Below are 19,869 nucleotides of genomic sequence, written 5' to 3' on the forward strand. Positions count from 1 at the left end.
CTGATAACCCTGTGTGGCGAGGGAGCTTGCTCCCGCTCGAGTGCGTAGCGCTCGCAAAATTTTGGGGCCGCTGCGCAGCCCAGCGGGAGCAAGCTCCCTCGCCACAAAAGCCTTTGAGCCACACCACGATGACCTACCCACTCTCCCAGGCAATGTCGGCTTTCATCGACAAAACCCTGAGCTTCACCAGCCTGGACGACAGCCTTGCCGGCTCGCGCCAGGCCTACAGCCAGATGTGCCGGGCGTTCACTGCGCCTTGCCCGCCGACGCTGGCCGTCGAGGATTTCGAACTGGCCGGCGTGGCGGTGCGGGCCTATTACCCGCAACGTGCGGCACCGCTTGCCGGCTGGCCATGCATGCTTTACCTGCACGGTGGCGGTTGGGTCGTGGGGGACCTGGATTCCCATGACTTCATCTGCATGGAGCTGGCCGCTGAGTTGGGCGCGTTGGTGGTGGCGGTGGATTACCGGCTGGCCCCGGAGCATCCGTTTCCGGCCGGTTTCGAAGATTGCCTGGCAGTGTGGCGCCACTTGACCGACGCCCCGTTTGCCATCGACCCCCGTCGCCGGCTGGTGGTCGGTGACAGCGCCGGCGGCAATCTCGCCGCCGCGTTATGCCTGGCCTTGCGCGATGCCGGGCAACCGTTGCCGCGGGCCCAGGTCTTGATTTATCCGGCGCTCGGTGGCCCTGCGGATCTGCCGTCGCGTCACGAGTGCTGCGATGCCCCGCTCCTGAGCAGTCGCGAGTTGGAGCGCTATGAGGCGCTGTACCTGGGTGGCGCTCGTCCCTCGCTTTATGCCATGCCGTTACTCGCCGACAGCCTGGACGGCTTGCCACCAGCGCTGGTTGCTGTCGCGCAATGGGACCCGCTGCGCGACGACGGCGTCCTTTATTGCGAGCGGCTGAACGCCGCAGGGGGAGACGCCGCGCTGTATGTCGGCAATGGGCTGGTCCACGGTTGCCTGCGTGGCCGCGGCCAGGTGCCAGAGGTCGATCAGATGTATCGCACGCTGCTGGCGTACCTGGCTGACATGCTTTGACTGCGCAGGGGACATGCTCATTAAGGTAATTCGGGTTTATGATGCCGGACGGCAGACTAAATAGACGTCCCCACAGGGATGACTCGACCCCTTACGGAGCGCGCAATGCAGACTTTGTACCCGCAGATCAAACCCCATGCCCGGCACGATCTGGCTGTCGATGACACCCACACGCTCTATGTCGATGAAAGCGGTTCCCCCGAAGGCCTGCCGGTGGTGTTCATTCACGGCGGCCCGGGTGCCGGCTGCGATGCGCAGAGCCGGCGTTACTTCGATCCGAACCTGTACCGCATCGTCACTTTCGACCAGCGCGGCTGCGGTCGGTCCACCCCCCATGCCAGCCTTGAGAACAACACCACCTGGGATCTGGTCGAAGACCTGGAGCGCATCCGCAAACACCTGGGCATCGAGAAGTGGGTGCTGTTTGGCGGTTCCTGGGGCTCGACCCTGGCCCTGGCCTACGCCCAGACCCATCCCGAGCGGGTACACGGCCTGATCCTGCGTGGGATCTTTCTCTGCCGTCCGCAGGAAATCGAGTGGTTCTACCAGGCCGGCGCCAGTCGCCTGTTCCCCGACTACTGGCAGGACTACATCGCACCCATCCCTTTGGACGAACGCGACGACCTGCTCAGCGCTTTCCACAAGCGCCTGACCGGCAACGACCAGATCGCCCAGATGCATGCGGCCAAGGCCTGGTCCACCTGGGAAGGTCGTACCGCGACCCTGCGTCCGAACCCGCTGGTGGTCGATCGCTTCTCCGAGCCGCAGCGGGCGCTGTCGATCGCCCGGATCGAATGCCACTACTTCACCAACAACGCTTTCCTCGAACCCAACCAGTTGATTCGCGACATGGGCAAGATCGCCCATTTGCCGGGCGTCATCGTGCATGGCCGCTACGACGTCATCTGCCCGCTGGACAATGCCTGGGAGCTGCATCAAAACTGGCCCAACAGCGAACTGCAGGTGATTCGCGACGCTGGTCACGCCGCTTCGGAGCCGGGGATCACCGACGCATTGGTGCGCGCCGCTGCGCAAATGGCCCGGCGCCTGCTCGACCTGCCGCCTGAAGAAGCATGAAGGGGCTGTTGCAACGAGTTCGCTGCGCACGGGTCGAAGTATCAGGTGAGATCGTCGGCGCCGTGGACCAGGGCTTGCTGGTGTTGGTGGCCGTCGAGCCCGGGGATACCCGGGCCAGCGCCGACAAACTGCTGCATAAGCTGCTTAACTATCGAGTATTCAGCGACGCCGACGGCAAGATGAACCTGTCCCTGGCGGATGTCGGTGGTGGGTTGTTGCTGGTGTCGCAGTTCACCTTGGCGGCCGACACCAAAAGTGGTTTGCGCCCGAGTTTTTCGACAGCCGCACCTCCGGCCCTGGGAGAAGAGTTGTTCAGCTATTTGCTCACCCAGGCAAAACAGGTGCATGGCACTGTGGCATCAGGTAGATTCGGCGCCGACATGCAGGTGCATTTGGTCAATGATGGCCCGGTAACGTTCCTGTTACAGGTTTGAAAGCGCTTGAAACATCTTTTCGGGCCTGTTTCGAGGAAAAACTGGGAGTTTTCTCGATAAATACTTTGCTACCCCTGATGCGTTGTCACGCGGGCTACTAGATAATCGCGCGCTACGGGGGATCAGCGTTCGCTGGTCCATTTGACTTAGGTAGAGACTTGTCCTGGACCGTTTGGGGAATCATTTTGTCCCATCGGAGTCGGAACAATGCTCGCCAACTTGGCAAGAGTGGTCCGCAGGAACGGTTTTTCAGTGCCGTTACCGTGCAGATACTTTATCTGGCCGTTGGTTTTTTGATCAGTTTTCGGCGAGGGTTGCTCGTGATTGTTAGTCCCTGTAATGCACCAAAAATGACTGCCAAACGGTTTAGAAACGCTCTGGTAGCGGGCTCGGCCCTGCTGTGCCTGTTCGGCGCGGGCCAACTGTGGGCATTCAGCCTGGATGATGTATCGGCGAAGGCACAAGAATTGGCCGGGCAAAAGTTCGAAGCCCCGCGCAGCAATTTGCCGAACGAATTCCGCGAAATGAAATTCGCCGATTATCAGAAAATTCGTTTCCGCACCGAAAAAGCTGAATGGGCCGACCAGAAGACCCCGTTCCGGCTGTCGTTCTATCACCAGGGCATGCATTTCGACACGCCGGTGAAGATCAACGAAATCACCGCGACCACCGTCGACGAGATCAAGTACGACCCGACACGTTTCGATTTCGGCGACGTGAAGTTCGATCCCAAGGCCACCGAACAGCTGGGCTACGCCGGTTTCCGCGTGTTGTACCCGATCAACAAGGCTGACAAGCAAGACGAAATCATGACCATGCTGGGCGCGAGTTATTTCCGCGTCATCGGCAAGGGCCAGGTCTACGGTTTGTCCGCTCGAGGCATGGCCATCGACACCGCGTTGCCTTCCGGTGAGGAATTCCCGCGCTTTCGCGAGTTCTGGATCCAGCGTCCGAAACCGACCGACAAGCACCTGGTGATCTTCGCCCTGCTGGATTCGCCACGGGCCACTGGCGCCTATCGCCTGATCGTGCGTCCGGGTACCGACACCGTTGTCGACGTGAAATCGCGGGTGTTCCTGCGTGATCGTGTCAACAAGTTGGGCATCGCCCCGTTGACCAGCATGTTCCTGTTCGGCGCCAACCAGCCGTCCAAGGTGCTGAACTACCGTCGTGAACTCCACGATTCCAGCGGCCTGTCCATCCATGCCGGCAACGGCGAGTGGATCTGGCGTCCGCTGAACAACCCGAAACACCTGGCCGTGAGCAACTTCTCGGTAGAAAACCCGCGTGGTTTCGGCCTGCTGCAACGTGGTCGTGACTTCAGCCACTACGAAGACCTGGATGACCGTTACGAAAAACGTCCAAGCGCCTGGATCGAACCGAAAGGCGATTGGGGCAAAGGTACTGTCGATCTGGTTGAAATCCCGACCGCCGACGAAACCAACGACAACATCGTTGCGTTCTGGAGCCCGGAAAAACTGCCTGAACCAGGCCAGCCACTGGACTTCGCCTACCGTCTGCACTGGACCCTCGACGAAGCCAACCTGCACTCGCCAGACAGCGCCTGGGTCAAGCAGACCCTGCGTTCGACCGGTGACGTGAAGCAGTCCAACCTGATCCGTCAACCGGACGGTAGCGTGGCCTACCTGGTGGATTTCGAAGGGCCGTCCCTGCAAGCGCTGCCTGAAGAAGCCGAAGTGCGTAGCCAGGTGAGCGTTGGTGAGAACGCCGAGATCGTCGAGAACAGTGTGCGCTACAACCCTGAAACCAAGGGCTGGCGCCTGACGCTGCGCCTGAAGATCAAGGACCCGAGCAAAGCGACCGAGATGCGTGCCGCCTTGGTCAGGCCGCTTGTTCCTGTCGAACTCCCAGCCACCGCGCATTCCGTGGCCACGCTGGCCAAGGCCGACAAGGTCGCCAAGCAGCAGAGCGAAAAAGAGCAAGCCAACGAGCAAGCCGGCGAGCAGAAAGAAACCAAGGCCGTCAAGGCATCCACCGCCGTCGCCGAGCCGATCCCAACCCAACAGGAACCGGAACAGACTGAACAAGTCCTGACTGAGACCTGGAGCTACCAGTTGCCTGCCGATGAGTAATACGTCCGTACGACCAGAGACTCTCAGTGAGTATCTGGCCCACTTGCCGATGACCGACGAGCAGCGCGCCGAGCTGGCGGGCTGCACGTCATTCAGCCAATTGCATGAACGCTTGGCTTCCTCGACATTCGACGCACCCAACGAGGCGGCGCAAGCCTCGGTGGGCCGACGCCTGACGCTGAGCACCGCCGAGGAACTCGAGGACGCCGAAATGCTGGCCCTCGATGCCAACGGTCGGGTGTGCTTGAAGGCGACACCGCCGATTCGCCGGACCAAGGTCGTGCCGGAACCGTGGCGCACCAATATCCTGGTGCGCGGTTGGCGGCGCCTGACCGGGCGTACCAACCCGCCGAAGCCGCCCAAGGATGAGCGCGTGCTGCCCCATGCACGCTGGCGTACCGTGGGTTCGATCCGCCGCTACATCCTGTTGATCCTGATGCTCGGCCAGACCATCGTTGCCGGTTGGTACATGAAAGGCATCATGCCGTACCAAGGCTGGTCGCTGGTGGACCTGGACGAAGTCCTGCACCAACCGCTGTTGCAGACGGCCACGCAAGTGCTGCCGTATGCGTTGCAAACCAGCATCCTGATCCTGTTCGGGATCCTGTTCTGCTGGGTGTCGGCGGGTTTCTGGACGGCGCTGATGGGCTTTCTCGAATTGCTCACCGGTCACGACAAGTACCGCATCTCCGGTGCCAGCGCCGGCAACGAGCCGATTCCCAAGGACGCCCGCACCGCACTGGTGATGCCGATCTGCAACGAAGACGTGCCGCGGGTATTCGCCGGTTTGCGCGCAACCTTCGAGTCGGTGGCTGCCACCGGTGACTTGGATCGTTTCGACTTCTTCGTGCTCAGCGACAGTAACGAGACCGATATTTGCGTAGCCGAGCAGCAGGCCTGGCTGGATGTCTGCCGTGAAGCCGGGGGCTTTGGCAAGATCTTCTATCGCCGCCGTCGCCGTCGCGTGAAGCGCAAGAGCGGCAACCTCGACGACTTCTGCCGTCGTTGGGGCAGCGACTACAAGTACATGGTCGTGCTCGACGCTGACAGCGTCATGAGCGGTACGTGCCTGACCAGCCTGGTGCGCCTGATGGAAGCCACACCGGACGCTGGCATCATCCAGACCGCGCCACGTGCCTCGGGCATGGACACGCTGTATGCGCGCATGCAGCAGTTCGCCACCCGGGTGTACGGCCCGCTGTTCACCGCCGGCCTGCACTTCTGGCAGTTGGGTGAATCCCACTACTGGGGCCACAACGCGATCATTCGCATGAAGCCGTTCATCGAGCACTGCGCACTGGCGCCGCTGCCCGGTAAAGGCGCGTTCGCCGGTGCCATCCTGTCCCACGACTTCGTCGAAGCGGCGCTGATGCGCCGTGCCGGCTGGGGCGTGTGGATTGCCTATGACCTGCCGGGCAGCTACGAAGAACTGCCGCCGAACCTGCTGGACGAACTCAAGCGTGACCGTCGCTGGTGCCACGGCAACCTGATGAACTTCCGGCTGTTCCTGGTCAAGGGCATGCACCCGGTGCACCGTGCGGTGTTCCTGACCGGCGTGATGTCTTACCTGTCGGCGCCGCTGTGGTTCTTCTTCCTGGTGCTGTCCACTGCGTTGTTGGCGGTGAACACGCTGATGGAGCCGCAGTACTTCCTCGAGCCGCGTCAGCTCTATCCGTTGTGGCCACAATGGCACCCGGAAAAAGCCATCGCCCTGTTCTCCACCACCATCGTGCTGCTGTTCCTGCCCAAGTTGCTGAGTATCGTGCTGATCTGGGCCAAGGGTGCGAAGGAGTTCGGTGGCAAGTTCAAGGTGACGCTGTCGATGCTCCTGGAGATGCTGTTCTCCATGCTGCTGGCGCCAGTGCGGATGATTTTCCACACCCGCTTCGTGCTTGCCGCATTCCTGGGCTGGGCTGCAACCTGGAACTCGCCACAACGTGACGACGACTCCACGCCATGGAGCGAAGCGGTCAAGCGCCACGGCCCGCAAACCTTGCTGGGCTTCTTCTGGGCCTTGCTGGTGATCTGGCTGAACCCGAGCTTCCTGTGGTGGCTGGTGCCGATTGTCGGCTCGCTGATGCTGTCGATTCCGGTATCGGTGATTTCCAGCCGCGTGGGCCTGGGCTTGAAGTCCCGCGATGAAAGCCTGTTCCTGATCCCTGAGGAATACGCACCGCCCCAGGAACTGCTGTCGACGGACCAGTACACCCATGAAAACCGTTGGCATGCGCTCAAAGACGGTTTCATCCGGGCGGTGGTCGATCCACAACAGAACGCCTTGGCGTATGCGTTGGCAACCTCGCGTCACGGCAAGGCCGAGCCGATCGAATGGCTGCGGGTCGAACGCGTTCGTCACGCCTTGAAGACCGGCCCGACCGGCCTCAGCAACGCCGAGCGACTGGCCTTGCTGAGCGACCCGGTGGCCTTGTCTCGCCTGCATGATCAGGTCTGGAGCGAGGGGCATCCCGAGTGGCTGGCGGCGTGGCGTGAGTCGGTCAAGGCCGACCCTCATGCACCGCTGCTACCGCTACAGCCGGTGAGCGTGCAGCCTCAAGTGGCCTGATACGCACAAAGCCCCGCTTCTGGAAGGAAGCGGGGCTTTTTGTTGGGCGCTGTTGTGAACACGACTGTTTGATCCGGGGATAGGGTTAACACCTGTGGCGAGGGAGCTTGCTCCCGCTCGGCCGCGCAGCGGACGCCAAAAAGCGGGGGCGGCTGCGCCACCCAGCGGGAGCAAGCTCCCTCGCCACATTTCGTGGTGCGGTCAGGGTTGTGTGTTGACGTTGTCCAGTGCTCGATTCGCCAACAAAGCACTCAGCTCGATCAGTTGCTGAATACCAAGGGCGACATGACGTCGTGAACCTTCCAGGTCGAACGCAAGGTCACTGACCATGGCGTCGGCTGAGGCCAGGTTTTCGCTGAGGTTGGCCAACAGGCTTTCAGTGTCGATACCGTCCACGACGGTGAAGAGCTGGCCCGATGGCTGTTTTTCTTCGGGGTTGGGCTGTTTGGGCTTCAGGTAGTAATCGAGCGCGCGGTCGGTGGCTTCCTGGAGTTTCTTGGGGTCGGTTTCGGGTTCTGGTGGGTTGGGTGTGGCCTTGAACATGGTTGACGCTCCTAGGGTAATGGAGCCGCCAGATATCGCTGCTAAACGAGAATGGGTGGCGACTGTACGCGGGTTAGCAGACCGGGACCCTAGAACCCGGCAGACCCGAAGGTCTCCCACGCACAACCGCCATGACATAGATGTGCAGGCGCTGAAGCCTGCTCACGCATGTGGAGAGCGTACGTCTAGGATTGTCCAGGCTGCTAAACCCGATCGCTGAACTGACAGCGACCTGCAAACGTTAGAGCCCAGGGCCAAGGCGCACAAGCCGGCGGATTCTGGCGTAGTTGTAGGCAATGGCGCAAGGCTCCGTAGCCTTGGGATGACGGATTGTGGGGCGCAGGTATTTTTGTATGTATATCCGTTATTTAGGTAACGGCTGCTTAGGGTTCCGCTCTTACAGCGGGTCACTTTCGAAAAGCGCGAAAGTAACCAAAGCGCTCATGCCCCACCACTCGGTGCCTCGCTTAGGCTCGGCATGCCCTCACTCCGGCATTGCTCCGTGGGCCCGCCGCGAAGGGCCATCCATGGCCCAGCGCGGCTATCCCGGCATCCATGCCGGGATGCCCACTCCACAATGCCTGCGTTCGGCCAGCGTGGTTAACGGGGCGCCGAAATCAACGTCCACCACGAGGCGGCCTGGTAGCCGACCTGGTTCATGGTGGGACCGCGTTTCCCCTGTGGGAGCGGGCTTGCCCGCGAAGGCGGCCTAGTAGCCGGCCTGTCTCTTGCGGGTGTACCCCGATTCAACTGTGGGAGCGGGCTTACCCGCGAAGGCGGCCTAGTAGCTGGCCTGTCTCTTGCGGGTGTACCCCGATTCAACTGTGGGAGCGGGCTTACCCGCGAAGGCGGCCTAGTAGCTGGCCTGTCTCTTGCGGGTGTACCCCGATTCAACTGTGGGAGCGGGCTTGCCCGCGAAGGCGGCGGTTCAGTCACATAAATGTTGGGCTTGCCGGCCTCATCGCGAGCAAGCTCGCAACACAAGGGGGCTGTGTTGGACATGAATTTTGTTTTCACTGGAGGTGAATATGGGAGCAAGCTCGCTCGCGATGGCGGTGTGTCAGTTTTGCGGTGATGTTGGATGTGCCGGCCTCTTCGCGAGCAAGCTGATCCCACAGGAGGAATGCGGTCCCCATCAAGAACCAGGTCGGCTACCAGGCCGCCTCGTGGTGGACGTTGATCTCGGGCGCCCCATTAACCACGCTGGCCGAACGCAGGCATTGCGCAGTGGGCAACCCGGCATGGATGCCGGGTTAGCCGCGCTGGGCCATGGATGGCCCTTCGCGGCGGCCCACGGAGCAATGCCGGAGTGAGGGCATGCCGAGCCTAAGCGAGGCACCGAGTGGTGGGGCACAAGCGCTTTGGTTACTTTCGCGCTTTTCGAAAGTGACCCGCCGTCAGGGCGGAACCCTAAGCAGCCGTTACCTAAATAACGGATATACACACAAAACCATCAAACCCTAAACCGCCCCACCAACCCCTGCAAATGCCCCCCCAACCGCGCCAACTCAGCACTGGAAGCAGCCGTTTCCTCACTGGAGGCGGCAGTCTGTTCCGACACATCACGCACATTCAGTACGCTACGGTTGATCTCTTCAGCCACAGCACTCTGCTGCTCAGCCGCAGCGGCGATCTGCTGATTCATCGCCTGGATCGCCGAGACGGTACGGGTGATGTTTTCCAGCGACGCACCGGCACGACGGGTCAGCTCGACGCTGCTGTCGGTCAGGCTGCGGCTGTTGTCCAAGGTCGCCGCGACCTGCTCAGTGCCCGACTGCAGGCCAAGGATCAGTTCCTCGATCTCTTCAGTAGACTTCTGGGTGCGCTGGGCCAGGCTGCGGACTTCATCGGCGACCACCGCAAACCCACGCCCGGCTTCACCGGCCCGGGCCGCCTCGATGGCGGCGTTGAGGGCCAGCAGGTTGGTTTGCTGGGCGACGGACTTGATCACATCCAGCACACTGCCGATCTTGTCGCTTTCTCGCTTCAGCTCGCCCATGGCGGTGGTGGAATTACCCACTTCGAGTGCCAGGCGCTCGATCTGGGCAATCGCTTCGCCGACGACTTTATCGCCTTCGCGTGCCTGGGCATCGGCGGCGACGGCCGCTTCGGAAGCCTCTTCGGCATTGCTGGCCACTTCCTGCACCGTGGCGGTCATTTCGTGCATGGCGGTGGCGACCTGGTCGGTTTCCGCTTTCTGGCTGTTGACGCCGGCGCTGGTCTGTACGGTAACGGCCGATAGTTGTTCGGCGGCGCTGGCGATTTGCGTGACGCCTTCGCTGATGCCGCCGATCAATTGCCGCAGGCCCACGGTCATGTTCTGCATGGCGCGCTGTAGCTGGCCCAGTTCGTCGCGGCGCTCGGAAGTGAGGTTGTGGGTCAGGTCGCCGGCAGCCACGCGTTCGGCGATTTTGAGGGTCTGGCCCAGAGGACCGACGATCTGCCGGGTGATGACCAGGGCGGCGATGACACCGAACAACAGGGCCAGTACGGCAGCCGAGACCAGGAAGGTCTTGGCCTTGGCGGCATCACGGTCGCGCACAGCGGTCTGGGAGACCGTCAGTTTTTGGCTGGCGTCGATCAATACGTCGCCTTGCTCTGCCATGAGCTTGAGTGCGGCGGCGTTGTCGATCTGGGAGTCGCGGAACTGGCTGACCGCTGCGCGATAGACATTGATCGAGTCGTTGGCCTGTTGCAGGTTGGCGGCATGTTCTTCGGGTAACTGCTCTGGCAAGCGTGCGAGAAGCTTGAGGACATTGTCGATGGCCTCAAGGGCCGGTTGCTGGGCTTCGTTCTTGCCGCTGTAGGTATAACCGCGAACTTGATAGCGTGCTTGCTGGATCGCCTTGCTCAGGGTCACAGCGTTGTTGAACTGGGCGACGCTGTCGCCTTCCAGCAACGACTTCTCTACTTCAGCGACGCGAGCCACGGCATTGTCTGCACTGGCACCGAGTTTGCTGCGGGCATCTTCTCGGCTGGCGGTAGCGCGGGTCATCTCGGCGAAGGCTTTTTTGTACTCGGCCACGGCGGTCAATTGTTTATCGATCAGTGCGGCATCGGCCGGTTGTTCGATCAGTTGGCGGGCGGTTTTCAGCCCGGCGTCGAGTTTGCCGATCAGGTCGTTGACTTGCTGGGGGCCGTTCTCGCCCCGCGAGGTGTCGTAGTTCATGCGTGCCAGGCGCAAGTCCTTGGTCAAATCGTTCAGGCTGGCAATGAACCCCAGCTTGTCGCCACGGCTGATGACGTTACCCAGGCCGGTCCAGCCCGTGAAGGCGATTATCACGGTCAGGAACAGCACCAGGCCGAAGCCGAAACCGAGTTTGCGATTAACGCCTACATTACCTAGCCATCGGAACATACTGTTACTCCCTGCAGCGCTGAGTTTGTGTGCTGGGAGCTATATCGACCGTTTGGAAGGGATCTGTAGAGAATAGATGTCACAGTAGTGGCCGCTTCGCGCCCAAGCGCGAGCAATCTCTGGCCACGGTTTTATACCTGCCCTTATGGTTAGACCTTGAAGCGACTTACCAGCGTCTGCAAATGCACCCCCAACCGTGCCAGTTCGGCACTGGAGGCTGCGGTTTCTTCACTGGAAGAAGCCGTTTGTTCGGACACATCGCGAACGTTCACGACGCTGCGGTTGATCTCTTCGGCCACGGCGCTCTGCTGCTCGGCGGCGGCGGCGATCTGTTGGTTCATCGACTGGATCGCCGAGACCGTGCGGGTGATGTTTTCCAGTGAGCCACCGGCCCGGCGGGTCAGTTCGACGCTGCTGTCGGTCAGGTTGCGGCTGTTGTCCAGGGTGGTCGCGACCTGTTCGGTGCCCGATTGCAGGCCGAGGATCAGTTCTTCGATTTCTTCGGTGGACTTCTGGGTGCGCTGGGCCAGGCTGCGGACTTCATCGGCGACCACCGCAAACCCACGCCCGGCTTCACCGGCCCGGGCTGCTTCGATGGCGGCGTTGAGGGCCAGCAGGTTGGTTTGCTGGGCGACAGACTTGATCACGTCCAGCACGCTGCCGATCTTGTCGCTCTCGCGCTTGAGGTGGCCCATGGCTTCGGTGGAGATGCCCACTTCCTTGGACAGGCGTTCGATCTGGGCGATGGCTTCGCCGACCACTTTTTCGCCTTCGCGAGCCTGCTGGTCAGCGGCAACTGCCGCTTCGGAGGCTTCCTCGGCATTGCGCGCTACTTCCTGCACGGTGGCGGTCATTTCGTGCATGGCAGTGGCGACCTGGTCGGTCTCCGTTTTCTGGCTGTTGACCCCGGCACTGGTCTGTTCGGTGACGGCCGAGAGCTGTTCGGCGGCGCTGGCGATTTGCGTGACGCCGTCGCTGATACCCCCGATCAGTTGCCGCAGGCTGATCACCATTCGCTGCAGGCTGGCTTGCAATTGGCCCATGTCGTCACGGCGGGTAACCACCAGGTTATGGCTCAAATCGCCCGAGGCGACACGTTCGAGGGCCACCAGGGTTTGTTGCAGGGGAACAACGATCTGCCGCGTAATGATCCACGCAGCCAGCAGACCAAACGCTAACGCCAGGACGGCAACGGTAATCAGGGCCTCTTTCGCATGAATCGTCTCCAGGTCGCGCTTCTCAATCTGCGAGGCCGTCAAATGTTTGTTCAGCTCATGCAAATGGGTGTCCTGGTCGACCATTCTCTTGAGGGCTGAGGCGCTGGCGACCTGCGAATCGCGGAACTGGCTGACGGCTGCGCGATAGGCTTTCATTGATTCGGCGGCTTGTTGCAAGTTGGTTGCGTGCTGTTCCGGTAACTTGCCCGGCAGGCTCTCGAAGTTTTTCAGGACGTTTTCGATGGCATCCAGCGCCGGCTGCTCGGCGTCGGCCTTACCGCTGTAGGTGTAGCCGCGAACTTGGTAACGCGCTTGCTGGAGCAGTTTGCTCAGCTCGACCACGTTGTTGAATTGCGGGACGCTGTCGCCTTGTCGCAAGGCATTTTCGACGTCTGTCACCTTGGCCACGGCGTTGTCGGCGTTGGCGCCAAGCTTGGACCGGGCCGACTCGCGGTTCTGCGTCGCTTGAGTGAGGTCGACAAAGGCACGCTTGTATTCATCGACATTAGCCAATTGCTGATTGAGCAACTCCTGGTCTGCCGGGCGCACAAATCGTTTGAGGGCAGCTTGGATGCTCTCTTGAAGTTTGCCCAGGAGCTCGTTGACGGCTGTCGGCCCTTGTTCGCCGCGTCGCATCTCGTAGTCGAGACGGGCGACGCGTAAATCCTTGGCCGCCTCGTTGATACTGGCGATGGAAGCTTGTTTATCTGAACGGCTGATCACACTGCTCAGGCTGTTCCAGCCGGCGAAGGTGCTCAAGAGGGTCATGAGCAGGACCAGGCCAAAACCGAAACCCAGCTTGCGATTGACGCTGACGTTTCCCAGCTTTTCGGTTAACCAACTGAACATGCCGATACTCCCTCAAACCTGTTATAGGCCTTATGAAGAGAGTATCGACCATATGCCGGGGATCTGTAGAAATCGTCAGGGAGTCTAGCGGTGGAGAGGGCAAGCGTTGCAGCCAGCGAGGATGAATCGCCTGTGGTCACGTTGCACAAGCTACGAGGATCAGAACAATCGCGCGAGCAAGGCAGTTACCGCAGTCTCGACCCGCAGGATTCGCTCGCCCAGTTGAACCGGTTGCAGGCCGGCCTTGCCCAGCAGTTCGATCTCGTAGGGAATCCAACCGCCTTCGGGGCCGATGGCCAAGGTCACCGGCTCTGTTAGCGCTCGCGGGCAGGGCGGATAGTTGCCAGGATGGCCGACCAGCCCCAGGGTGCCATCCGCCATGGCTGGCAAGCGGTCCTCGACGAAGGGCTTGAAGCGTTTTTCGATGATGATTTCCGGCAGCACGCTGTCCCGGGCCTGCTCCAGGCCCAGGATCAATTGCTCGCGGATGGCCTCGGGCTCCAGGAACGGCGTCTGCCAAAAGCTCTTTTCCACACGATAACTGTTGACCAGCACCACGCGCGGCACGCCCATGGTGGCGATGGTCTGGAACACGCGACGGAGCATTTTCGGGCGAGGCAGGGCCAGCACCAGGGTCAGCGGCAACTTGGCCGGCGGCGGCTGGTCGAGGGTCACTTGCAGTTCGGCCTCGCGAGCTTCCAGGCGCAGCACCTGGGCGGTGCCCATCAGCCCACCGATGCGCCCGACGCGCAGGCTGTCACCGACGGCGCTGCGATGGACTTCCTGCATGTGGGTCAACCGGCGATCGCTGAGGATGACGCGGTCAGGCCCGATGAAGTCGGCCTCTTCGAGCAGCAGCAGGTTCACGCTTGGGTCGCTGGCGGCTGGTCGTTGTGGTCATCGACCGGCTGGTCCTCGGGTTCTTCTTCCCGGCGCTTGCGCACCAGGCCACCGAACAGGATGCCGATCTCGAACAGCAGCCACATCGGCACCGCCAGCAGGGTCTGGGAGAAGATGTCCGGTGGGGTCAGGATCATGCCGACCACGAAGCAGCCAATGATCACGTAAGGGCGGATCTTCTTCAGGTAGGCCACGTCGACCACGCCGATCCATACCAGCAGCACCACGGCCACGGGGATTTCGAACGCCACGCCGAAGGCGAAGAACAGCGTCATGACGAAATCCAGGTAGCTGCTGATGTCGGTCATCATTTCCACGCCCGCCGGGGTGGCGGCGGCGAAGAACTTGAAGATCAGCGGGAACACCAAGTAATAGGCGAAGGCCATGCCGGTGTAAAACAGCAGGATGCTGGACACCAGCAGCGGCACGGCGATGCGTTTTTCGTGCTTGTACAGGCCCGGTGCGATGAAGCCCCAGATCTGGTGCAGGATCACCGGGATCGCCAGGAACAGCGAGACCATCATCGTCAGCTTCAGCGGTGTCAGGAACGGCGACGACACGTCGGTGGCGATCATTGTCGCCCCTACCGGCAGGTACTGGCGCAGCGGCGTGGAGACGAAGGTGTAGATCTGCTGGGTGAAGGAAAACAGCCCGGCGAAGATGATGAAAACCGCCGCGACGCAACGCAGCAGGCGTGTGCGCAACTCGGTGAGGTGCGATACCAGCGGCATCGGCTGGTCGTTTTCAGGGATATCGCTCATGGGGCTCGCGGCGGCAAAGTAGGGTCGTTAGGCGCAGGGACAGCAGGGGGCGCTGTATCCGTTACCGTCGGTGTCACTGGTGCCGGTTCAGCCAGCGGCTGCGCACCATCCACCGGCGCCTGTGGCGCAATCGTCGGTTCGGCCACGGGCTGAACCGGCGTCGGTTCCTGTTGGGTCGGCGTGAAGATTTTCCGCGCTTCCTGCTCCAGGGACAGAATATGTTCGTTGTGAAGTTGCCGACGGATGTCGTCGGCCCCGATTTCACGTTCAACTTCCTGTTTGATCGCATTGAAGCTGCGCTTCAGGCGGCCGATCCACAGGCCGGCGGTGCGCGCAGCACCCGGCAGACGCTCGGGGCCCAGTACCAGCAGGGCGACGAGGCCGACGAGCAGCAGTTCAGTGAAGCTGATCCCAAACATTAGTCAGTGCTCACGAGTCTTTGCGGACGGGCTCTTCGACTTTCTGTGCCTGCACGTCGATGGTGTGCGGCGCGTTCACAGGCTGGCTGGCCTGGGGGTGTACCGGTTGGGTCGGCTGCGCCGGTTGGCTAGCAGCCGCCGACGGGTCGGCCGGTTTTTCGTCGTCGTTCATGGCCTTGCGAAAGCCCTTGATCGACTCGCCGACATCGGTGCCGAGGTTTTTCAGTTTCTTGGTACCGAACACCAGCACCACGACGACCAGGATGACGACCCAGTGTTTCCAGTCAAAGATACCCATGTGGCTACTCCTCTCAAAAATTGATCAGGCGGACGGGCGCGAGGCTTTCTCGACATGCCCGGACAGACCGAAGCGACGGTCCAGTTCATCCAGTACGGCCTGCGGATGCTGCCCCAGTTGGGCCAGCATGACCAGGCTGTGGAACCACAGGTCGGCGGTCTCATAGATCACGTCGCTGCAATCGCCACTGATGGCGGCGTCCTTGGCGGCGATGATGGTCTCGACCGACTCTTCGCCGACTTTCTCCAGAATCTTGTTCAAGCCCTTGTGGTACAGGCTGGCGACATAGGAACTGTCGGCCGCGGCGCCCTTGCGCTCTTCCAGCACCTGGGCCAGGCGGGTCAGGGTGTCACTCATGCGTATGTCCTGAATAAATGGCGTGCGGGTCCTTGAGCACCGGGTCGACGATTTTCCAGTCGCCGTTCTCGAAGACGCGATAGAAGCAGCTTTGACGGCCGGTGTGGCAGGCAATCTCACCGACTTGCTCGACCATCAGGATGATGACGTCGCCGTCGCAGTCCAGGCGCATCTCATGCAGGTGCTGCACGTGCCCGGACTCTTCACCTTTGCGCCACAGCTTGCCACGGGAACGTGACCAATAGATGGCGCGGTTCTCGGCGGCGGTCAGGGCCAGCGCTTCGCGGTTCATCCAGGCCATCATCAGCACACGCCCGGTCTTGTGATCCTGGGCGATGGCCGGCACCAGGCCGTCAGCGTCCCATTTGATCTCGTCCTGCCAGTTTTTCATCTTGAGTCCTGACGGCAGCGGCAAGCTTTAAGCTTCAAGCTGCAAGTAAAAAGCAGATTTATGTATGTATGGAGCTTGTGGCTTGCAGCTTAAAGCTTGCGGCTGATTCCTGCTATCGGCGAACGACCAGATACAGACCGACCACCATCATGATACCGGCGGGCCAGTGACCCAGCTGGCTCAGCGGCCCGCCGGTCGCCAGCACGGCGCCGCCACCCAGGTGAGCTGCGCCCAGCAGGCGCAACAGCCAATCGTCCTTGCGTCGTTGCCACGGGGGCGCCGGGTCGTGGGCGTGGGGCTGTGACATGCGTTCGAGCAGGTCGCGGGTCATGTTGGCCAGGTGCGGGAGCTGCTCGAGCTGGCTTTGCACGTTGCCCAGCAAGGTTCTGGGGCTGACGCGCTCGCGCATCCAGCGTTCGAGGAACGGCTGGGCGGTATTCCACAGGTCGAGGTCTGGGTACAACTGGCGGCCGAGGCCTTCGATGTTCAACAGGGTTTTCTGCAACAGCACCAACTGTGGCTGGACTTCCATGTTGAAGCGTCGCGCCGTCTGGAACAGGCGCATCAGTACCTGGCCAAAGGAAATGTCTTTTAACGGTTTTTCGAAGATCGGTTCGCACACGGTACGGATCGCCGCTTCGAATTCGTTGAGCTTGGTCTCGGCCGGCACCCAGCCTGAATCGATGTGCAGCTGGGCGACGCGACGGTAGTCACGCTTGAAGAAGGCGAACAGGTTACGCGCCAGGTAGTCCTGGTCTTCAGGGGTCAGGCTACCGACGATGCCGCAGTCGATGGCAATGTACTGCGGGCTCCACGGCTGCACCGTGCTGACGAAGATGTTGCCTGGGTGCATGTCGGCGTGGAAGAAGCTGTCGCGAAACACCTGGGTGAAGAAGATTTCCACGCCGCGTTCGGCGAGCATCTTCATGTCGGTGCGCTGGTCGGCCAAGGTCGCCAGGTCGGTGACCTGGATGCCGTAGATACGCTCCATCACCAATACTTTCGGCCGGCACCAGTCCCAATAGACCTGCGGCACATAGAGCAGAGGGGAGCCCTCGAAGTTACGACGCAACTGGCTGGCGTTGGCGGCCTCGCGCAGCAGGTCAAGTTCATCGTAGATGGTTTTTTCGTAGTCCTGGACCACGTCCACCGGGTGCAGCAGGCGGGCATCGGCTGACAACCGCTCGGCGGCGCGGGCGAGGATGAACAGCCACGCCAGGTCTTGGGCAATGATCGGCTTGAGGCCCGGGCGGATGACCTTGACCACCACTTCTTCGCCGCTCTTGAGTTGTGCGGCGTGAACCTGGGCGACGGAGGCCGAGGCCAGGGGTTCGACGTCGAAACGGCTGAAGACTTCGCTGATCTTCTTGCCCAGTTGTTCCTCGATCAGCGCCACCGACACCTTGGAATCGAACGGCGGCACGCGGTCTTGCAGGCGCATCAGTTCATCGGCGATGTCTTCGGGCAACAGGTCGCGACGGGTCGAAAGAATTTGCCCGAACTTGATGAAAATCGGCCCCAGGTCCTGCAAGGCCAGGCGCAAGCGCGCACCGCGACTCAAGTCCAGCGTTCGCCGGGGAAACCAGCGCCACGGCAGCACGAAGCGCAGGGCCAGGAGAAACCAGGGCAGCGGCAGGGCGAACAGCAGGTCATCGAGGCGGTAGCGGATCACGACGCGCTGGATGCGCAACAAACGGCGGACGGCAAGCAGCTTCATGCGTTATCGCTTGGTTTCAAGGGATCGGGAAAGGCGCTCGAAACGCGCCTCGAGACGTTCCAGGTCAAGTTTGATCTGGTCCAGTTCATTAAAACGGGCTTGTGCTTCGCGTTGGCCTACGAGGGTACGCGATTCTTCGGCCAGGTATTCACTCAGATTCTGCCCCAGGCTGGCGAACCCTTGCCGATACCAGCGGCTGCGGCTGCGCAAATGGCCGCTGAGCAATTGGGTCGCCACCGGACCGATCCAGCGAGACACTTCGTATTCCCAGTCCAGTTCCAGGTCCTGAAGAATCGCCGCCAGCTCCAGCAGTACGCCGCTGTCGCCGTCGAGCTCCACGTCGGGGCTGTGCAGCACCGCGGTCTTGTCCTTGCCCAGGGCCAGGTTCAGCAGGCTCGACGCCGGTGCGCGCAGCGTGCAGTCGGCCTCGGCCTCCCAGTGCGCAGCGAGCATCAGGCCCTCGTCGCTGGGCAGGATGAACAACCGCAACGTCGGGCTGCGGCAGTCCACGGCAATCACCTTGCCGCTCAAGTGCGCCAGGCGCGCGAGCGCCGTGCTGTCCAGGCGCAACACCCGGTTGAGGCCGAGTTCAACGCTGGCAAGCAGGCCGGTGAGCAGCATCAGGGCTTGATACCGCGGTGCAGGGCGACAATGCCTGCGGTCATGTTGTGGTAGGTCACGCGGTCGAAACCGGCCTCGACCATCATCGACTTCAGGGTTTCCTGGTTCGGGTGCATGCGGATCGATTCGGCCAGGTAGCGATAGCTTTCCGAGTCGTTGGTAATCAGCTTGCCCATCAGCGGCATGAAGGCGAACGAGTAGGCGTCATAGGCCTTGGACATCAGCGCGTTGGTCGGCTTGGAGAACTCCAGCACCAGCAGGCGGCCACCGGGCTTGAGCACGCGCAGCATCGAGCGCAGGGCATCTTCCTTGTGGGTGACGTTGCGCAGGCCGAAGGCGATGGTCACGCAGTCGAAATGGTTGTCGGGGAACGGCAGCTTTTCAGCGTCGGCCTGGACAAACTCGACGTTGCCGGCCACACCCAGGTCCAGCAGGCGGTCGCGACCGACCTTGAGCATGGATTCGTTGATGTCGGCCAGGACGACTTGGCCGGTCGGCCCAACGATGTGGGAAAACTTCTTCGTCAGGTCGCCCGTGCCGCCGGCGATGTCCAGTACGCGATTACCACTGCGCACGCCCGACAGTTCGATCGCGAAACGCTTCCACAGGCGGTGCATGCCGCCCGAGAGCAGGTCGTTCATCAAGTCATACTTGGCGGCTACGGAGTGGAAAACCTCAGCGACTTTTTCCGCTTTCTGGCTTTCCGGCACGTTCTTGAAGCCGAAGTGAGTGGTGGGTTCGGCATCGCTGCCTTTGCGCTGATCAGTCATATCGCGGTCACCAAAAAAGAATGCGGGACATTCTAATCCCGGTGGAGGGCTTTGTCTTGGCAAGGCTGAAGGTAAGATGGGCGACCGCCGGGACGTTTTGACGCAGGCAGGGTCTGAAACGTTCAGGCAAGTCCCGATAAAACAGGAGTCACCCGATGGCCCGTATAACGGTTGAGCGTGCCCATGGCCTGGGCAAGGAAGCGGCACGAGAGAAAGCCGACAAGCTGGCGCAGAAGTTGTCCGATAGCTATGGCCTGGAGCCGCAGTGGGAGGGCGACACCCTGAAACTCAAGCGTTCCGGGGTCAAGGGCGAAGTGCATGTTGGCGAGGACTCGATCCGCGTCGATGTGGAACTGGGCATGTTGATGTCGGCCATGAGCGGCACGATCAAGAGCGAAATCGAAAAGGCGTTGGATAAGGCGTTGGTCTGATTGTTCGAAAGGGTGGGGTGGAACACATCC

At 61.4% G+C, this 19,869-nt stretch carries 17 protein-coding genes and 3 pseudogenes; 6 read left to right on the plus strand and 14 right to left on the minus strand.

Translation table 11 applies throughout. The annotated features are described in order from the left end of the window. Positions 1-128 precede the first annotated feature (128 nt). From BLO97_RS07315 to mdoH, 5 genes are all read left to right on the plus strand, one after another. Complete coding sequence (locus BLO97_RS07315) at positions 129-1,040, plus strand: alpha/beta hydrolase (protein WP_256571716.1); 912 nt, start codon at positions 129-131, stop codon at positions 1,038-1,040. A 105-nt stretch (positions 1,041-1,145) separates the two neighbouring features. Continuing rightward, positions 1,146-2,117 (plus strand): prolyl aminopeptidase, encoded by a 972-nt coding sequence (gene pip / locus BLO97_RS07320; protein WP_003196909.1) that lies wholly within the window; start codon positions 1,146-1,148, stop codon positions 2,115-2,117. Further along, positions 2,114-2,551 carry a D-aminoacyl-tRNA deacylase gene (gene dtd, locus BLO97_RS07325; protein ID WP_092151025.1) on the plus strand — a complete coding sequence of 146 codons (438 nt, stop codon included), beginning with the start codon at positions 2,114-2,116 and terminating at the stop codon, positions 2,549-2,551. The genes pip and dtd overlap by 4 nt, the downstream gene beginning before the upstream one ends. A 350-nt stretch (positions 2,552-2,901) precedes the next feature. Then, complete coding sequence (locus tag BLO97_RS07330) at positions 2,902-4,644, plus strand: glucan biosynthesis protein G (RefSeq protein ID WP_218189610.1); 1,743 nt, start codon at positions 2,902-2,904, stop codon at positions 4,642-4,644. After that, on the plus strand, positions 4,637-7,207 hold the full coding sequence (mdoH, locus tag BLO97_RS07335; protein ID WP_092222297.1) for a glucans biosynthesis glucosyltransferase MdoH: 2,571 nt from the start codon (positions 4,637-4,639) through the stop codon (positions 7,205-7,207). The genes BLO97_RS07330 and mdoH overlap by 8 nt, the downstream gene beginning before the upstream one ends. 201 nt (positions 7,208-7,408) lie before the next feature. Here the strand turns inward: mdoH and BLO97_RS07340 are convergent, their stop codons facing one another. The 14 genes and pseudogenes from BLO97_RS07340 to ubiE form a co-directional block, all read right to left on the minus strand. Further along, on the minus strand, positions 7,409-7,750 hold the full coding sequence (locus BLO97_RS07340) for a DUF6124 family protein (protein WP_092345448.1): 342 nt from the start codon (positions 7,748-7,750) through the stop codon (positions 7,409-7,411). A gap of 1,453 nt (positions 7,751-9,203) precedes the next feature. Then, a complete protein-coding gene (locus tag BLO97_RS32200; protein ID WP_371914211.1) occupies positions 9,204-10,076 on the minus strand; it encodes a methyl-accepting chemotaxis protein in 873 nt (290 codons plus the stop codon). Then, positions 10,062-11,108 (minus strand): annotated as a pseudogene (locus BLO97_RS32205) (methyl-accepting chemotaxis protein); the annotation flags it as partial. The pseudogene BLO97_RS32205 and the gene BLO97_RS32200, both read right to left, overlap by 15 nt. Positions 11,109-11,257: 149 nt before the next feature. Further along, the gene (locus tag BLO97_RS32210; protein ID WP_371914212.1) at positions 11,258-12,121 is read right to left on the minus strand and encodes a methyl-accepting chemotaxis protein; all 864 of its coding nucleotides are present in this window, start codon (positions 12,119-12,121) and stop codon (positions 11,258-11,260) included. Continuing rightward, positions 12,113-13,174 (minus strand): annotated as a pseudogene (locus BLO97_RS32215) (methyl-accepting chemotaxis protein); the annotation flags it as partial. The gene BLO97_RS32210 and the pseudogene BLO97_RS32215, both read right to left, overlap by 9 nt. Positions 13,175-13,333: 159 nt before the next feature. Then, the gene (locus BLO97_RS07365; RefSeq protein WP_092345452.1) at positions 13,334-14,041 is read right to left on the minus strand and encodes a 16S rRNA (uracil(1498)-N(3))-methyltransferase; all 708 of its coding nucleotides are present in this window, start codon (positions 14,039-14,041) and stop codon (positions 13,334-13,336) included. Beyond that, positions 14,038-14,835, minus strand: coding sequence for a twin-arginine translocase subunit TatC (gene tatC, locus BLO97_RS07370; RefSeq protein ID WP_060739577.1), 798 nt, complete (start codon positions 14,833-14,835; stop codon positions 14,038-14,040). The genes BLO97_RS07365 and tatC overlap by 4 nt, the downstream gene beginning before the upstream one ends. Further along, the gene (tatB, locus tag BLO97_RS07375) at positions 14,832-15,254 is read right to left on the minus strand and encodes a Sec-independent protein translocase protein TatB (protein WP_092146802.1); all 423 of its coding nucleotides are present in this window, start codon (positions 15,252-15,254) and stop codon (positions 14,832-14,834) included. Before tatB ends, tatC begins: the two co-directional genes overlap by 4 nt. 10 nt (positions 15,255-15,264) lie before the next feature. Then, the gene (locus BLO97_RS07380) at positions 15,265-15,552 is read right to left on the minus strand and encodes a twin-arginine translocase TatA/TatE family subunit (RefSeq protein ID WP_063323323.1); all 288 of its coding nucleotides are present in this window, start codon (positions 15,550-15,552) and stop codon (positions 15,265-15,267) included. A 24-nt stretch (positions 15,553-15,576) separates the two neighbouring features. Next, on the minus strand, positions 15,577-15,909 hold the full coding sequence (locus BLO97_RS07385; RefSeq protein WP_003186671.1) for a phosphoribosyl-ATP diphosphatase: 333 nt from the start codon (positions 15,907-15,909) through the stop codon (positions 15,577-15,579). Beyond that, complete coding sequence (gene hisI, locus BLO97_RS07390; RefSeq protein ID WP_063323322.1) at positions 15,902-16,300, minus strand: phosphoribosyl-AMP cyclohydrolase; 399 nt, start codon at positions 16,298-16,300, stop codon at positions 15,902-15,904. The genes BLO97_RS07385 and hisI overlap by 8 nt, the downstream gene beginning before the upstream one ends. A 112-nt stretch (positions 16,301-16,412) precedes the next feature. Next, positions 16,413-18,017, minus strand: coding sequence for a ubiquinone biosynthesis regulatory protein kinase UbiB (ubiB, locus tag BLO97_RS07395; protein ID WP_092345454.1), 1,605 nt, complete (start codon positions 18,015-18,017; stop codon positions 16,413-16,415). Next, positions 18,014-18,638, minus strand: a pseudogene (locus BLO97_RS07400) (SCP2 domain-containing protein). The gene ubiB and the pseudogene BLO97_RS07400 overlap by 4 nt, the downstream one beginning before the upstream one ends. Further along, positions 18,638-19,408 carry a bifunctional demethylmenaquinone methyltransferase/2-methoxy-6-polyprenyl-1,4-benzoquinol methylase UbiE gene (gene ubiE / locus BLO97_RS07405; protein WP_003196937.1) on the minus strand — a complete coding sequence of 257 codons (771 nt, stop codon included), beginning with the start codon at positions 19,406-19,408 and terminating at the stop codon, positions 18,638-18,640. The pseudogene BLO97_RS07400 and the gene ubiE overlap by 1 nt, the downstream one beginning before the upstream one ends. Before the next feature lie 155 nt (positions 19,409-19,563). Between ubiE and BLO97_RS07410 the strand changes: the two genes are divergently transcribed. Next, entirely contained in the window at positions 19,564-19,839 is a 276-nt protein-coding gene (locus BLO97_RS07410; RefSeq protein ID WP_092146798.1) for a polyhydroxyalkanoic acid system family protein, read from the plus strand. Positions 19,840-19,869: the final 30 nt, after the last annotated feature.

It is taken from the genome of Pseudomonas sp. NFACC05-1, assembly GCF_900100135.1.
In the GTDB taxonomy this organism is placed as follows: domain Bacteria; phylum Pseudomonadota; class Gammaproteobacteria; order Pseudomonadales; family Pseudomonadaceae; genus Aquipseudomonas; species Aquipseudomonas fluorescens_Q.

Bases quoted from the DNA above. Each gene is read 5' to 3' on its own strand.
- BLO97_RS07315 (WP_256571716.1), top strand. From the start codon at position 129: ATGACCTACCCACTCTCCCAGGCAATGTCGGCTTTCATCGACAAAACC.
- pip (WP_003196909.1), top strand. From the start codon at position 1,146: ATGCAGACTTTGTACCCGCAGATCAAACCCCATGCCCGGCACGATCTG.
- dtd (WP_092151025.1), top strand. From the start codon at position 2,114: ATGAAGGGGCTGTTGCAACGAGTTCGCTGCGCACGGGTCGAAGTATCA.
- BLO97_RS07330 (WP_218189610.1), top strand. From the start codon at position 2,902: ATGACTGCCAAACGGTTTAGAAACGCTCTGGTAGCGGGCTCGGCCCTG.
- mdoH (WP_092222297.1), top strand. From the start codon at position 4,637: ATGAGTAATACGTCCGTACGACCAGAGACTCTCAGTGAGTATCTGGCC.
- BLO97_RS07340 (WP_092345448.1), bottom strand. From the start codon at position 7,750: ATGTTCAAGGCCACACCCAACCCACCAGAACCCGAAACCGACCCCAAG.
- BLO97_RS32200 (WP_371914211.1), bottom strand. From the start codon at position 10,076: ATGCAGAACATGACCGTGGGCCTGCGGCAATTGATCGGCGGCATCAGC.
- BLO97_RS32210 (WP_371914212.1), bottom strand. From the start codon at position 12,121: ATGGTGATCAGCCTGCGGCAACTGATCGGGGGTATCAGCGACGGCGTC.
- tatC (WP_060739577.1), bottom strand. From the start codon at position 14,835: ATGAGCGATATCCCTGAAAACGACCAGCCGATGCCGCTGGTATCGCAC.
- tatB (WP_092146802.1), bottom strand. From the start codon at position 15,254: ATGTTTGGGATCAGCTTCACTGAACTGCTGCTCGTCGGCCTCGTCGCC.
- BLO97_RS07380 (WP_063323323.1), bottom strand. From the start codon at position 15,552: ATGGGTATCTTTGACTGGAAACACTGGGTCGTCATCCTGGTCGTCGTG.
- BLO97_RS07385 (WP_003186671.1), bottom strand. From the start codon at position 15,909: ATGAGTGACACCCTGACCCGCCTGGCCCAGGTGCTGGAAGAGCGCAAG.
- hisI (WP_063323322.1), bottom strand. From the start codon at position 16,300: ATGAAAAACTGGCAGGACGAGATCAAATGGGACGCTGACGGCCTGGTG.
- ubiB (WP_092345454.1), bottom strand. From the start codon at position 18,017: ATGAAGCTGCTTGCCGTCCGCCGTTTGTTGCGCATCCAGCGCGTCGTG.
- ubiE (WP_003196937.1), bottom strand. From the start codon at position 19,408: ATGACTGATCAGCGCAAAGGCAGCGATGCCGAACCCACCACTCACTTC.
- BLO97_RS07410 (WP_092146798.1), top strand. From the start codon at position 19,564: ATGGCCCGTATAACGGTTGAGCGTGCCCATGGCCTGGGCAAGGAAGCG.